General features: G+C 61.2%; 11 protein-coding genes and 1 pseudogene. 8 read left to right on the forward strand and 4 right to left on the reverse strand.

What is annotated here, in order from left to right; genetic code table 11:
• The 3 genes and pseudogenes from GU927_RS17710 to GU927_RS17720 form a co-directional block, all read right to left on the reverse strand.
• Positions 1–237 (reverse strand): annotated as a pseudogene (locus GU927_RS17710) (YHS domain-containing protein); the annotation flags it as partial.
• Positions 238–351: 114 nt separating this feature from the next.
• The gene (locus GU927_RS17715) at positions 352–738 is read right to left on the reverse strand and encodes a DUF302 domain-containing protein (RefSeq protein WP_125327890.1); all 387 of its coding nucleotides are present in this window, start codon (positions 736–738) and stop codon (positions 352–354) included.
• A gap of 207 nt (positions 739–945) precedes the next feature.
• Complete coding sequence (locus GU927_RS17720) at positions 946–1449, reverse strand: EF-hand domain-containing protein (protein WP_125327889.1); 504 nt, start codon at positions 1447–1449, stop codon at positions 946–948.
• A 184-nt stretch (positions 1450–1633) separates the two neighbouring features.
• Between GU927_RS17720 and GU927_RS17725 the strand changes: the two genes are divergently transcribed.
• Positions 1634–2356 carry a response regulator gene (locus GU927_RS17725; protein WP_125327888.1) on the forward strand — a complete coding sequence of 241 codons (723 nt, stop codon included), beginning with the start codon at positions 1634–1636 and terminating at the stop codon, positions 2354–2356.
• Complete coding sequence (locus GU927_RS17730; protein ID WP_232489264.1) at positions 2353–3756, forward strand: ATP-binding protein; 1404 nt, start codon at positions 2353–2355, stop codon at positions 3754–3756. The genes GU927_RS17725 and GU927_RS17730 overlap by 4 nt, the downstream gene beginning before the upstream one ends.
• A gap of 77 nt (positions 3757–3833) precedes the next feature.
• On the opposite strand, the gene GU927_RS17735 is transcribed toward GU927_RS17730, so the two are convergent.
• The gene (locus GU927_RS17735) at positions 3834–4901 is read right to left on the reverse strand and encodes a hypothetical protein (RefSeq protein WP_161763792.1); all 1068 of its coding nucleotides are present in this window, start codon (positions 4899–4901) and stop codon (positions 3834–3836) included.
• A 226-nt stretch (positions 4902–5127) separates the two neighbouring features.
• Here GU927_RS17735 and GU927_RS17740 point away from each other — a divergent pair, with 226 nt between their 5' ends.
• The 6 genes from GU927_RS17740 (at position 5128) to GU927_RS17765 (ending at position 12557) form a co-directional block, all read left to right on the forward strand.
• Entirely contained in the window at positions 5128–6012 is an 885-nt protein-coding gene (locus tag GU927_RS17740; RefSeq protein ID WP_161763793.1) for a recombinase family protein, read from the forward strand.
• Between the two features lie 293 nt (positions 6013–6305).
• Positions 6306–7451 (forward strand): plasmid partitioning protein RepA, encoded by a 1146-nt coding sequence (gene repA, locus GU927_RS17745; RefSeq protein WP_161763794.1) that lies wholly within the window; start codon positions 6306–6308, stop codon positions 7449–7451.
• Entirely contained in the window at positions 7441–8370 is a 930-nt protein-coding gene (locus tag GU927_RS17750; RefSeq protein WP_161763795.1) for a ParB/RepB/Spo0J family partition protein, read from the forward strand. Before repA ends, GU927_RS17750 begins: the two co-directional genes overlap by 11 nt.
• A gap of 203 nt (positions 8371–8573) precedes the next feature.
• Positions 8574–9686 (forward strand): helix-turn-helix domain-containing protein, encoded by a 1113-nt coding sequence (locus GU927_RS17755; protein ID WP_217765719.1) that lies wholly within the window; start codon positions 8574–8576, stop codon positions 9684–9686.
• A 126-nt stretch (positions 9687–9812) separates the two neighbouring features.
• Positions 9813–11984 carry a ParB/RepB/Spo0J family partition protein gene (locus tag GU927_RS17760; protein ID WP_161763797.1) on the forward strand — a complete coding sequence of 724 codons (2172 nt, stop codon included), beginning with the start codon at positions 9813–9815 and terminating at the stop codon, positions 11982–11984.
• Positions 11985–12083: 99 nt separating this feature from the next.
• Positions 12084–12557 (forward strand): hypothetical protein, encoded by a 474-nt coding sequence (locus GU927_RS17765; protein ID WP_161763798.1) that lies wholly within the window; start codon positions 12084–12086, stop codon positions 12555–12557.
• The last annotated feature ends 159 nt before the right edge of the window (positions 12558–12716 follow it).

Genomic DNA, 12716 nt, shown 5'->3' on the forward strand with positions numbered 1-12716 from the left:
ACGGCCGGAGGCGTAGAACCACGGATCGGCCTGAAACTTCGTCTGACATTTGCTAGAGCAGAAATGGAAGTCCTTGCTGCCAAACGCCTCGGTCCGCGTGTCAGGTTTCAACGTGACGGTCATGCCGCAGACTGGGTCGATGGAAGTTGGCCCAGTTCCACTTTGTGGGGCGTCTTGGCTTTCAGGCATGTCGGGGTCGGGATGGGCATGGCTGCCGTGCGGATCGGTGGATTTCATAGCGTTCTCCTGTCGCGGTCAGCGCCGCGCGAAGGCAGATGCAAAGGCCTACCGACTCACGATGCGCCTTCCCATCATTGGAAGGTCAAGCGAAGATTGCAGTTGCGGGTGCAATCAAATTGCCGCAACAACTTTGGCCAGTAGGTCGCGCACCTGACCAGCGACAGCATGCAAGGCGGGATTGTCGATGGCCTGCATCGACGCCACCGGATCAATAGCACTCACCTCGACACCGTCTTTGACCTCGCGCAGGATAACGTTGCAGGGCAGCATGGCACCGACGCGCGGTTCCATCCCGATGGCTTCCAGTGCCATCTTCGGGTTGCATGCCCCAAAAATGCGGTAGGCTGGCATATCCACGTCCAGCTTCTTTTTCATCGTTGCCTTGACGTCGATTTCGGTCAGTACACCAAAGCCGTTTTCGGACAGCGCGGCACGGGTTCTGGCGTCGACCACGTCAAAATCAGCACCTGTGATCAGGCGGTTGATCGTATAGTCCATCAGGTTTCCTTTGAGCTATCTACGCAGGTATTTGACCAGCGCCGCAATCGCGAGGCCGACCAGCACAAGGGTGACGATCATCCAGAGCCAGCCGAAGCCCATTCCAAATCCCATACCGTAGCCGTTCATCTTCGTGGCCTCCTGATCTGTGTTGGGATTCCTCCCGCTAACCGGAGATTTGCCCAGTTAGCGGGAGAATAAAGCGCGTCAGTCGTTGTCCATCATCCCATGACCCATGCCCGGCATGTTGCCCTCCTGCCCGCCCATGTGGCTTTGCATCATGTCTGCCATGGCGGCCATTTCAGCCTCCGTCACTTGCGCATCCCCATCGGCGTCATGCATCTGGAAGGCACGCACGGTCATTGGTCGGGTATGGGCCGCATGCATCACCGCGAATTCCTCCAGCGACAAAGTACCGTTGGCGTCGGTGTCGTAGGTCTTGATTTCAGCCTGAATTCCGGCTGTCATTTCCTCGGGGCTGAGCGTGCCGTCTTTGTTGGTATCGAATGTGGCCATCGCATAGCTCTGGCCGCCGGCCATCATTCCCATGGCGCCACCCATCATACCGCCATGCTGGCCCATCATGCCCATGCCTCCGTCCATCATGCCATCATGCTGCATCTGACCCTGCTGGGCGACGACCGGTACGGCGACAGCGGCCACGCCAAGGGCGGCAACGGTAGCGAGGGCGAATTTTGTCGAACGTTTCATTCTGTCTCTCCTGGATCAGATTGCGATGGGTCCAATCTGGGAGTGAGGTGTCCCACAGGTTTGTCAGCGCGACGCCTGTTTTGTATCAAACTGTCGCAAGCGAAGGTCCTGAGAGAGGTTTGCGACAATCTTCTGTCCGCAGCACCACCGCGTTCAGCTAGGGTCGACATCAGGAGACAATAAAATGACCCAGCCGCCGCGTATTCTGATCGTCGATGACCACCGCGATATCCGCGATGCCCTGGTGAAGTATCTGGAAAAGAACGGCATGCGCGCGACTTCTGCCGCCAATGCCGTCGCAATGGATGCGGCGATGAAGGTGGGTCAATTCGATCTGATCGTGCTGGATGTGATGATGCCGGGCGAAGATGGCCTCTCGGTCTGCCGACGTTTGCGTGCGCAGGGGGCCATTCCGATCTTGATGCTGACAGCCCTGGGTGATGAAACTGACCGTATCGTGGGGTTGGAGGTCGGGGCCGACGACTATCTGCCCAAACCCTTCAATCCGCGTGAGTTGCTGGCCCGGATCAAGGCGATCCTGCGCCGATCCGACCGGGGGGGCGTCGTTGGTGGCAGCCTTGCCGGGCACAGATTGGCCTTCGACCGATGGGTGCTTGATACCGACCGCCGGACCCTGACCGACGACGATGGCATCGAGGTCGCACTCACAACTGCAGAATTCCGTCTGCTGACGGTGTTTCTGGAACGGCCGCGCTTCGTGCTCAGCCGCGAACAACTGCTCGATCTTACATCGGGTCGCGCCGCACAGGTGTTCGATCGCACCATCGACAACCAGATTAGCCGCCTGCGCCGCAAGATCGAGGCCGATCCGGCCAAGCCTGTGCTGATCGCAACTGTCTGGGGTGGTGGCTACAGCCTTGCCGCAGACGTGAGTGCAATGCCGTGAGCGCGCGCTTCTCGATGTTGCGCAAGCTCTTCCCGCAATCTCTTGGCGGGCAGTTGCTGATCATGTTGCTTTTGGCGTTGGCCATCACACAGGGGCTTGGCCTGTTGCTGCTGACAGACGAGCGGAACCGGGCGGTCCGTGCAGCCCTCGGGCTCGAGGCGGCAGGGCGTGCCGCGAATGTTGTCTTGCTTCTGGATGGCGCCCCCACCGATCTGCGCATGTCGATACTCCGCGCGGCAAATTCTCCGCTTGTCCGGTTTGAAGTCGGGCCCGAGCCTGCAGCGTCCCACAACAGCGCCGAGGCGGACATGGTTCTGCGTCAGATCCGCCAGATCCTTGGCGAGCCGGAACGGGAAGTTCGCGCCGATGTTCATGCGCTGTCCCTCGCGTCCCTGCCATTGCCAGAGGGAGTACCTGCGTCCATGCGCCCGATGCATGAGGCGATGATGGCGGGGCGGACCGACCCCATTGAGCTGACGCTGTCGATCCGTCTTGCGGCGGGCGACTGGCTGAACGTGCGCACGATGTTTTACCGCCCTGCCCTCCAGTTGACTCCGCAGGCTCTGCTGCCGGTGGTGTTGATGGCAGTCGCGGTAGCTTTGGTGGCCTGGTGGACTGCGCGGCGCGTCGTCGGCCCGATGCGTGCTCTTGCTGTTGGTGCGGACCGCTTGGGCCGTGGGCTTGATGCCGATCCGCTGCCGATGACGGGACCATCCGAGGTGCGCGAGACCACGCAGGCCTTCAACCGGATGAAGGCCCGACTGACCCGCTTCGTGAACGAGCGCACGCACATGCTCGCCGCCCTGAGTCATGATTTGCGCTCACCGCTTACAGCAATGCGGCTCAGGATCGAAATGCTGGACGAAACCGAGGATAGCGTACGCCTGAAGGCATTGGTCGAGGAAATGCAGGCCATGGTCGAGGCGACCCTGGAATTCGCACGCGGGGTTGCGCGGACAGAACCCGCCGCTGAAGTCGATCTTGCCGTCCTGCTGGCTGATCTGGTCAACGATGTAGGGGGAGAACGAGCCAATCTTGCCCCGTCGTCGCCTCTGCCCATCACCGTCCGCCCGCACGCCTTGAACCGCGCTCTAAGGAACCTGATCGACAATGCTGTCCGCTATGGCGGGGTGGCGATGGTAAAGCTGGACCGAACGCCGGGATTGGCCGTCATCACCATCGCGGACAAGGGCCAGGGATTGCCCGAAGACCAGCTTGAAGCGGTCTTTGAGCCGTTCGTACGCTTGGAAGGGTCTCGCAGCCGAGATACCGGCGGCGTTGGCCTCGGCCTGGCAATCGCCCGCACGATCATTCAGGCACACGGCGGAACAGTCGTGCTCCGCAATGTGCTGGCAGGTGGACTGGAAGCAGTTGTATGTTTGCCTATAGGTGATGCGTGATCTCATCTAACAAGATCGCCCAACATTCTTGGGCTATCGAAGCCAACCCACAAAAAAGCTGTGGTCAAATCTGGCATCTAAACCGCTGCACGCCACATCCTGAAACGCCCTTGGCCAGTCACCTCGCAGATCAGCCCGTGCGCCTCCATCCAAGCCAGGTTTCGCTGAACAGCCGCACGACTGGCGCCGCTCAGAGTCTCGGCCATCGGCGCAGAGACCAAGGGCCATTCGGTCAATACAGCGCGCAAAGCCGGAGGCGTACGGCCAGACAAAACTGACATAGCCGTCTCCACCCGAGTGGACCATATTTCGAGATCGTCGAGGTGCCGCATCGCTGCGAGGCATGCGTTGTCCATTCCGTCCAGCCAGCGGATCAACCGCTCTGCCGGAGGTCCGCCGGCCCGAAGCCCCCCTGCCCCACCCATTGCTACCGGTGCGAAGATTCCACCCTTCCCTTCTGCTGCAGCAATCCGGCCTGCCGTGACCGCAGCCTCCATCCGGTCACCATGCTGACCAAGACCTGCCAAGCTCCAAAGGTGAAAGCCCAGACAAGCCCGGGTGATAGGGTGAAAATGTCGGGCGGCTCCCATGAAGGCGAGCCAACCATCGGCGCGATCAGTGAAACGCTCGGCGTCATCCGCTATGTTCTCAGAGTCCCGCCGGTCGAGAAAATCGGCTAGCCCAGCTTCGGGGCCAGGCCCCCCAGTAAGACGTCGAACAGCCCATCCAACGCGTGACAACGCCCCAGAGTCTTCCTGAGCGCCAGACAGACGAAGCGCGATCCAGAGTGCAAGTCGGTCAGGGCTGACCCGGTCACCAACGAACCAGCTTAGCTCTGCAGCCTCGATCAGGGCTAATCTGTGCCGCCAACCCGATGGCCCGCGTCTCAGACGGTCGTCAAGCGCGCCCAATCTCCCGGCTACTCGTGCGAGGCGGGCCGCACAACCCGCTTCGGCCCGGGCCCATGCCGCAACGACTGAGGTTTCGCTGGGTTCAGGTCTTGGGCCTGGAAGCAGATAATCAGGTTCCTCATCCATCGGTCCTGGCAGGAACCACAAGTCGTCTTCGGACGCCTGCTCTCTTCCCTCGGGATCGCCGAGGGCTTCGTCAGGACTATCAGGCAGAACAGAGAGGTAGGGCTTCATATGTGCAAAATACGACTATTATGCAAACTACCCAAGGGTTTTCTGTGGGGCTGCATTTGCTCCTTATATAGTACGCGCGCGCGGTGTCCGTGGAGAGCGCTCAAGTCGAGTTCAGCGCATGGAAACCAAGGGGTTTCCAGCGATCAGCACCACACAGCGTGCCCTTGCATTCGTTTACAAACGGTCGTTTATTGATGGTATATGAAATTGCAAACGGCCTGTTTTGATGCCCCTGATCGGCTACGCGCGCGTCTCGACCGAGGATCAAACCCCCCTGCCCCAGTCGCAGGCCCTGAAATCCGCGGGCTGCGTCGAGATCCACGAGGAGCAGGCCTCGGGCGGGAACCGCACGCGGCCAGTGCTGGCCCGCGTGCTGGACCGGATCGGCAAAGGCGACACGCTGGTCGTCGTGCGGATCGACCGCCTGGCGCGGTCCCTCTCGCATCTGCTGGAGGTGATCGAGCGGCTTGAGGCGAAAGGTGCCTACTTCCGCTCACTGACCGATCCCATCGACACGTCCTCGCCGCAGGGCAAATTCACCCTGCAAGTCCTGGGCGCCGCGGCCGAGTTCGAGCGCGCTCTAATCCGCGAACGCACGAAGGCGGGGCTGGCCTCGGCGCGCAGCAAGGGGCGGGTCGGTGGCAACCCGGGTCTGCGCGCTCGCGATCCCGCGGCGCTTCGCAAGGTGCGGCTGGCGCGCCAGCACGGCTACATGGAACGGCTGAACGAGACGGCCCAGCACTGGGTGCCCCATGTCCGCCGCCTGCGGCCCGACATGGCCTGGGAGGATGTGCTGCGCATCATCAACGGCCCCCTGCCCAATGAGCGGCATTGGACGCAAAGCCGCCTGCTGCGCGCCGTGAATGCCTACGTCCGCGACGGCTTCCTGCCCGAAACTGTGCTGGGCCGTGCCGGCCGACGCGAAACCGACGACCGCCTGCCCGCCATCGTCGCCGCAATCAAGGGCGCGGATCCCGACATCACGCTTCAGGCGATCTGCACCCGGCTGGAGGCGATGCGCGAGCGCACGCCCCGTGGGCGGACAAGCTGGCAGCCGTCATCCGTGAAGATGCTGCTGGAACGAGCCGAGAGGCTGGGGTTGCTTGAGTGAAGTTGCGGGAATCGACCGCGCGATTCTGAAGATCGTCGTTACGTAGGCGTCCACAATACATGTTGTGGCCACGACATCCCGGGCCACGAACTGTTGAAGTGATCTACGAACAGGGTCACCCAAAGCATTGATACTTAACAGCTTTATCTCGTCAGAAATAGGCCGCCTCAACGCCCTTAGGTCGTTCAACAGTTCGGGCTGGATTTAATCGCCAAAACTGTTAAGGTCTGCAAAACAATAAAGACTTGAGGGCAGTGATGAGCGGGATACGGGCCTCTCAAAGATTCGACGTCATGTCCAAGCGGCTCGGTAGCCGGTTGCGTGAACATGCGCAGGAAACCTTCCCACCGGATGCCCAGAAAGGTCTCCGTCGTTTCGCGATGCGTGAAGCGGCTGATCTCCTTCGGATCAACCAGAACACCTTCCGCCACCATGTGTCAAACCTCGAGGGCTTTCCCGAAGGCATCCTTGAGGGTGGCAACCGCCGCAGCTTCTCTGCCGGAGAAATGGTCGAGGCCCAACGCGTCCTTCTTGAGACGGGTAGGATCAAGCCCGATGAGCACCCTCACAGAAGAGCCGGCGAACCGTGCCAGGTCGTGACAATCTTCAACCTGAAGGGCGGGTCCGCAAAAACGTCGACCGTGGCTCATGTTGGTCAGCTGCTGGGCCTTCGCGGCTATCGGGTCCTGCTGATCGACCTCGACAGCCAGGCAAGTCTGACGAACCTGTTCGGGGTGACCCCTGAACTCGATCCGGACATGCCGACCTCCTACGATCTGATCCGCTCGGAAGGTCCCCTGCCCGCCTCCGATATCATTCGCAAGACGAACTTCCCGACAGTGGATCTGATCCCGGCCTCCATGGACATCATGGAGTACGAGTTCGAGGTCGCTTTGAGCTTCAGACACGGCGCCACCACCTTCCACAGTCGGATCCGTGAAGCGCTTGAGCCTGTCCTGAGCCGATATGATGTGGTGATCTTCGACACCCCGCCGCAGCTGAACTTCTCGGTGATCTCCGCCCTCTTTGCTTCCACTGGGGTCCTGATCCCGCTCAACGCGTCCATGCTTGATGTGATGTCTCTGGCAAGCTTTCTCGGCATGGCGAGCAACCTGATGGGCGTCGTCGAGGCGCATGCTCCCGAGCACGGCCTGAACTTCGTTCGGGTGCTGATCACCCGGTACGAGAACACCGACGGTCCACAGGTCCAGATCTCGTCTCTGCTTCGGACGGTCCTTGGCGATGCGGTCCTTCCGGCCGAGTTCCTTAAATCGACGGCGGTAGGCGACGCTGCAAACACCCAACAGAGCATCTTTGAGGTCGAACCTCGCGACGTGAACCGCAGAACATACGAGCGTGCGATCGAGTCCGTTTCACGCGTGACCGACGAAGTTGAGCGCGAAATCCTCAAGGCATGGGGGCGTAGCCATGGCGCGTAAGGTCTTCGGAGATTCCCTCAAGAACGCGATGGGTAAAGCGTCAACGTCGGATGAGGATGCGGATCTCGATCTGAAGCGCACGAGCCCAACTGTAGCTCGAGCGCAAGCATCGGTGTTGGAAGAAGACAAGCACGCCACGCGCCTGATCGACCCGAGCACTGTTCGGATGTCCGCGGTCATGGATCGTATCGATCCGAGCGATGGCCTCGAAGAACTTGTGTCCTCGATCCGAGAACACGGACAAAAAGTTCCCATTCTTGTCCGCCGAACCCAGGATGGCGCACTTGAGATCGTCTATGGGCGCCGCAGGCTTCTCGCCTGTCGTGAGCTAGGTCAGAAGGTGCGGGCCACGGTCATGGAAATGACCGAAGAGGAAGCTCTGATCGCCCAAGGCGTGGAGAACAATGCCCGCCAAGACCCCTCGTTTATCGAGAGGGCTCTGTTCGTCGCCGGGATAATTCGAGAACTTGGGAAAACAGACGAAACGCGCAAGAACGCCCAGACCATCGCCTATCGGGCACTCCAGATCGATGAGTCTCTCGTCTCTCGGATGAACCGTATCGCGACGGGTATTCCAATGGAGCTGATTCAGGCCATCGGACCTGCACATGGCGTTGGTCGGAGGGTCTGGGAGAAGCTTTTCAGGCTGTGCGAGAAGGACGTCTCGAGAGCCAGGGAAGTTGCACGTGAAATCCCCCGCACATTGCCCGGTCCAGACCGACTTGACGCAGCGATTACGCTGCTCACGGCCACCAAGGCAACTACACCCAAGGTTGAGCAAGGTGAGCGCGTGAAGATCGGCCGCAAAGGCAACCGCATCACAATCGATGTGGACGCTGACCTTGCCCCGCGCGTCGAAGACGCCATCCGAAAGCTGATCGGGGAGCTTCTTGACCGCAGTCAAGACAACCCAGAATGACGACCCCGTGTCTTGACCGCGGTCAAGACATCAAAAGCAACGAGCAGAAAACGAAAGGAGGACGGGCTAGAAAAGGAAAGACCCCCCGAAAGCGGTGCTTCCGAAGGGCCTCAATCAGTCTCGACACCTGATTGATACCCCCAAAACGAATCGAGTTCAACACCGCTCGCGGTGACCGGGGAAGCTTTTTCTTCCGAAACACCATGAGACATGTCACTCAAGCACGAACCGCCTTGGCGGAACAGGCAGCTATTGCCTGCTCTAACCCCTACGAGCTTCTGGGGCCGGTGCGGGTTCTTCGGAAAGACCTGAACCTCACGAGCAACGACGTCACCGTACTGACAGCGCTCATCAGCTTTCTTCCGCGCAATCAGAGCCCCAACTCTGGTGAAACACAGTGCCAGCTGACCGTTGTGTTCCCTTCTAACGCCTCCTTATCAGAGCGCGCAAACGGCATCGATGAGAGAACGCTTCGCCGCTGCCTGGGGCGCCTTGAGGCTGCGGGACTCATCCAGCGAAAGAGTTCAGCGAACGGGAAACGCTTCCCTCTCCGCTACGGAGGCATCATCAGGGATGCGTTTGGGATCGACTTGGGTCCGCTAATGCAGAGCCACGACGCTCTTGCAGCCAGAGCATCGAAGGTCACGGAAGAACGTGAACGCCTGCGCTCCCTCAAGGCAGAAGCCTTAGCGCTGCGCGCGTCCCTCCTTCAAGACGAACAGCTCAATGACGCACGGTTGGCTTCACTGGAAACGATCCGAAACCTGCTTCGTCGAGCAACCCTGACTGCCGACACAGTCTTGCAAATCATCGCTGGTCTCCGCGAGCTCGGAGCCAACGCCAAGCGGAGCTACGGAGAGTGCCGCGATTCAAACACCCGTGCGAACCGAGTGCAATCGCAAGACCAAACCCTCGGCCGTGAGTACGCGAGCAAAATGTCCGCCAGGAACGGACAAAATGACCGGCAGATAGAGTCTGAAAAAAAAGAACATATAAAGAAAGACACGCACGTGAAGCAGACCAACGCTTCCCAAAGCATTGGGGCAGCGACCATGAACCGGGACCCTGCAAAAATGGCATGGACGGACTTTTCACATGTCGCGGACTTCTTCCCAGACCCGCCACGAACAGGCGAAGCCCTCAACCGCGTTCTCTTCGATATCGGTCGATTGCTTAGAATACACCAAGAAAAACTGATGCGCGGTCTCCAGAAAGCTGGGGCTGGACGGCTTTTGCTGATCTTGGACTACCTGTTGGGGAAGGGGGAAGCGATCAGGCAGCCCGAGGCATACTTTGAAACGATCCTGCGCGCATAGAGCATGCAGCTTACACGTCTTGACCGCGGTCAAGACCGACGAAGAGAGGGAAAGGTTGGGGGTTGAGGGGTGACGGGAAGTGAGATCGGGAGAGTGGCTTCCGACGCCCGTCGTGGAGAAGATCTGATGGCGAAAGCAACCCAGAACGTCGTCCTGTCCCCGTCGCGGGACATCCCCTTCAACAAGCTCGTGCTGAGCCAGTCCAACGTGCGGCGCATCAAGGCCGGCGTCTCGGTCGAGGAACTGGCCGAGGACATCGCCCGGCGCGGGCTCCTGCAGAGCCTGAACGTCCGGCCTGTGCTCGATGCGGATGGGGTCGAGACCGGTATGTTCGAGATCCCCGCCGGTGGCCGCCGCTTTCAGGCGCTGTCGCTCCTGGTGAAGCAGAAGCGGCTGGCCAAGACCGCGCCGATCCCCTGCATCGTTCGGGACGCCGCGTCCGAGATTCTGGCCGAGGATGACTCGCTGGCAGAGAACATACAGCGCGTGGCCCTGCACCCGCTCGACCAGTTCCGTGCGTTTCAGGCTCTGCGCGAGAAGGGTCAGGGCGAGGAGGCGATTGCCGCGGCCTTCTTCGTTACCCGGCAGATTGTGAAACAGCGCCTGAAGCTCGCCTCTGTGGCCCCTACCCTCCTGGATGTCTATGCCGAGGATGGCATGACGCTCGAACAGCTGATGGCCTTCACCGTGAACCCGGATCATGCGCGTCAGGTGCAGGTCTGGGAAGCAGTGAAGAACTCCTGGAACAAGGAGCCCTACGCCATCCGGCGCATGCTGACGGAAACCTCGATCCGGGCGTCCGATCGTCGTGCTGTCTTCGTCGGTGTCGATGCCTATGAAGCGGCAGGCGGTGTCGTGCTGCGCGATCTCTTCCAAGGTGATGACGGTGGCTGGCTCGAGGACCCTGCCCTGCTCGACCGGCTGGTTTCCGAGAAGCTTCAGGCCGAAGCCGATGCGCTGACCTCGGAGGGCTGGAAGTGGATCGAGGTGGCGACCGACCTGCCCTATGGCTACAGCCACGGCCTGCGGCGTCTGGCCGGTGATCCTGCGCCGATGACCGACGAGGAAAGCGCGTCCCACGCGACGCTCCTCGCAGAGTATCGGGCGCTGGAGGAGGAATACTCCGGCCAAGACGAGTACCCCGAGGAGATCGATGCTCGGCTTGGTCAGCTCGAGATGGCGATGGAAGCGCTTGAACAGCGGCCCCTGATCTACGATCCGGCCGAGGTTGCGCGGGCGGGCGTCTTCGTGACGCTAGATCGGGACGGCAGCCTTGCGATCTATCGCGGCTATGTCCGGCCCGAAGACGAGTCGCGCGAGGAGACCGCGGTACAGGAGGATGATGGTGCGGATGCCATGGGGCAGGGGGGTGATTTCGGTGTTTCCAACTGGAAACCATCGGCGACCTCCGCTGGCGCCACCGTCATAACCTCGGGCGGTCACCCGATCGGCGCGGACGCATCCGACGAGGAAGACGACGGGGCGCTGAAGCCGTTGCCTGAGCGGCTGGTCATGGAACTGACGGCCCATCGGACCCTCGCGCTGCGTGAGGCTATCGGACGGTCGCCGGACGTCGCGCTGACGCTTCTCCTCCTGAAGCTGGTCACGGATACCTTCCGCACCTCCTCTGCTTCGGGCAGCTGCCTCGAAGCCTCTGTCCGATACGTCTACATGTCGGCGCAGGCGCCCGATCTGAAGGACAGCGTCGTGGCCAAGCTCGTCGACGAGCGTCACGCAGCTTGGGAGGCTGATCTGCCCCTCGGCGATGATGCCGCGCTTTGGGACTATCTGACCGTGCTCGATCAGGGCAGCCGTCTCGCGCTCCTGGCGCATTGCCTCAGCTTCGGGATCAACGCGCTCCATGAGAAGGTGAACCCCTATGGGGCAGGCATCTCCGCCAGCGGTCTGACCCGCCGCATGGCACATGCCGATCTCGTGGCCCGCGCGGTCGATCTCGACATGGTCGAGGCAGGTTGGGAGCCGACGGTCGATGGCTATCTCAACCGCGTGCCCAAGGCCCGGATCCTCGAGGCTGTGCGCGAGGCGAAGGGGAAGGGGACTGCGCAGCTTCTCGATCACCTCAAGAAGGGTGAGATGGCCACAGAGGCTGAGCGGCTGCTCAAGGGCAGCGGTTGGTTGCCCGAGGTCCTGCGCCGGGCTGATCTGGCGGCAGGCGACGGCCTAAGGATTGCAGAAGGGCAGGGGGAGGACGCGAGCGCGCCCGATGACATCGATCTCCCCGCCTTCTTGACGGCTGACCTGGCCGGCGGCGACGCGTCGATGCTGGCTGCGGAATGATCTGAGCCATCCGGGGGCGGGGAAACCCGCCCTCACCCCCACAAAACACAGCAATATCAATATGATGAATGCGAGCACTCGTATTCAGGATGAGGAATCATGTCTGCAACAACCATCATCGACACAGCCCCTCTGGGGGCACTGATCCGCTACACCGACGGCAGCCCGAAGCCGCCGGCACGTTTCACCAAGAAGCTCGCGGCCTGGGAGCGCTCGAACGGCGTCGGCCGCCTCGTGAAGAAGGAACCGCCCAGGGCATATCCGACCTGGACGGCACCGGCCTCCTTCACGCTGCATGAAGGCAACTTCTCCTCCGACGGGGTCATTCTCGTCACCATCATGCGCAGTCATTCGGCGGACAGTCGTCTGATCTTCGAGGTGGCCGAGGAACCGAAGTCGGAGCAGGTCCGCGTGCTCCTCGACTTCGGCGGCAACACCGAGTTGCTGCATCTGGCGGAGTCCCTCACCGCTGCCGAGCTCTGGATTGCACGGGAGGGCTATCGCAACGCGCGGCTGGAAATCGTCGGTTATGAAGACGGCGATAGGGCAGGGGGCGCGGACCTGGCCGCCTGAGCCCTGACAATGCGTGAGGGGCCTGCCGAAGGGCGGACCTCTCACCGACCACTCCCTCTGCCCGCGATATTGCGCGGGCGCCAAGGCTCCATCCTTCGGGACGGATGATCGTCAACCAAGAGCCTGCCTAGGAGGCTGGCGGCTTTCGAAGCATCAGCG

It is taken from the genome of Paragemmobacter amnigenus, assembly GCF_009908265.2.
In the GTDB taxonomy this organism is placed as follows: domain Bacteria; phylum Pseudomonadota; class Alphaproteobacteria; order Rhodobacterales; family Rhodobacteraceae; genus Paragemmobacter; species Paragemmobacter amnigenus.

What these genes read in the sequence shown, in the direction of transcription:
- GU927_RS17735 (WP_161763792.1), bottom strand. Translation starts at nt 4,901, where the DNA reads ATGAAGCCCTACCTCTCTGTTCTGCCTGATAGTCCTGACGAAGCCCTC.
- GU927_RS17725 (WP_125327888.1), top strand. Translation starts at nt 1,634, where the DNA reads ATGACCCAGCCGCCGCGTATTCTGATCGTCGATGACCACCGCGATATC.
- GU927_RS17720 (WP_125327889.1), bottom strand. Translation starts at nt 1,449, where the DNA reads ATGAAACGTTCGACAAAATTCGCCCTCGCTACCGTTGCCGCCCTTGGC.
- GU927_RS17750 (WP_161763795.1), top strand. Translation starts at nt 7,441, where the DNA reads ATGGCGCGTAAGGTCTTCGGAGATTCCCTCAAGAACGCGATGGGTAAA.
- GU927_RS17715 (WP_125327890.1), bottom strand. Translation starts at nt 738, where the DNA reads ATGGACTATACGATCAACCGCCTGATCACAGGTGCTGATTTTGACGTG.
- GU927_RS17740 (WP_161763793.1), top strand. Translation starts at nt 5,128, where the DNA reads ATGCCCCTGATCGGCTACGCGCGCGTCTCGACCGAGGATCAAACCCCC.
- repA (WP_161763794.1), top strand. Translation starts at nt 6,306, where the DNA reads ATGTCCAAGCGGCTCGGTAGCCGGTTGCGTGAACATGCGCAGGAAACC.
- GU927_RS17760 (WP_161763797.1), top strand. Translation starts at nt 9,813, where the DNA reads ATGGCGAAAGCAACCCAGAACGTCGTCCTGTCCCCGTCGCGGGACATC.
- GU927_RS17765 (WP_161763798.1), top strand. Translation starts at nt 12,084, where the DNA reads ATGTCTGCAACAACCATCATCGACACAGCCCCTCTGGGGGCACTGATC.
- GU927_RS17755 (WP_217765719.1), top strand. Translation starts at nt 8,574, where the DNA reads ATGAGACATGTCACTCAAGCACGAACCGCCTTGGCGGAACAGGCAGCT.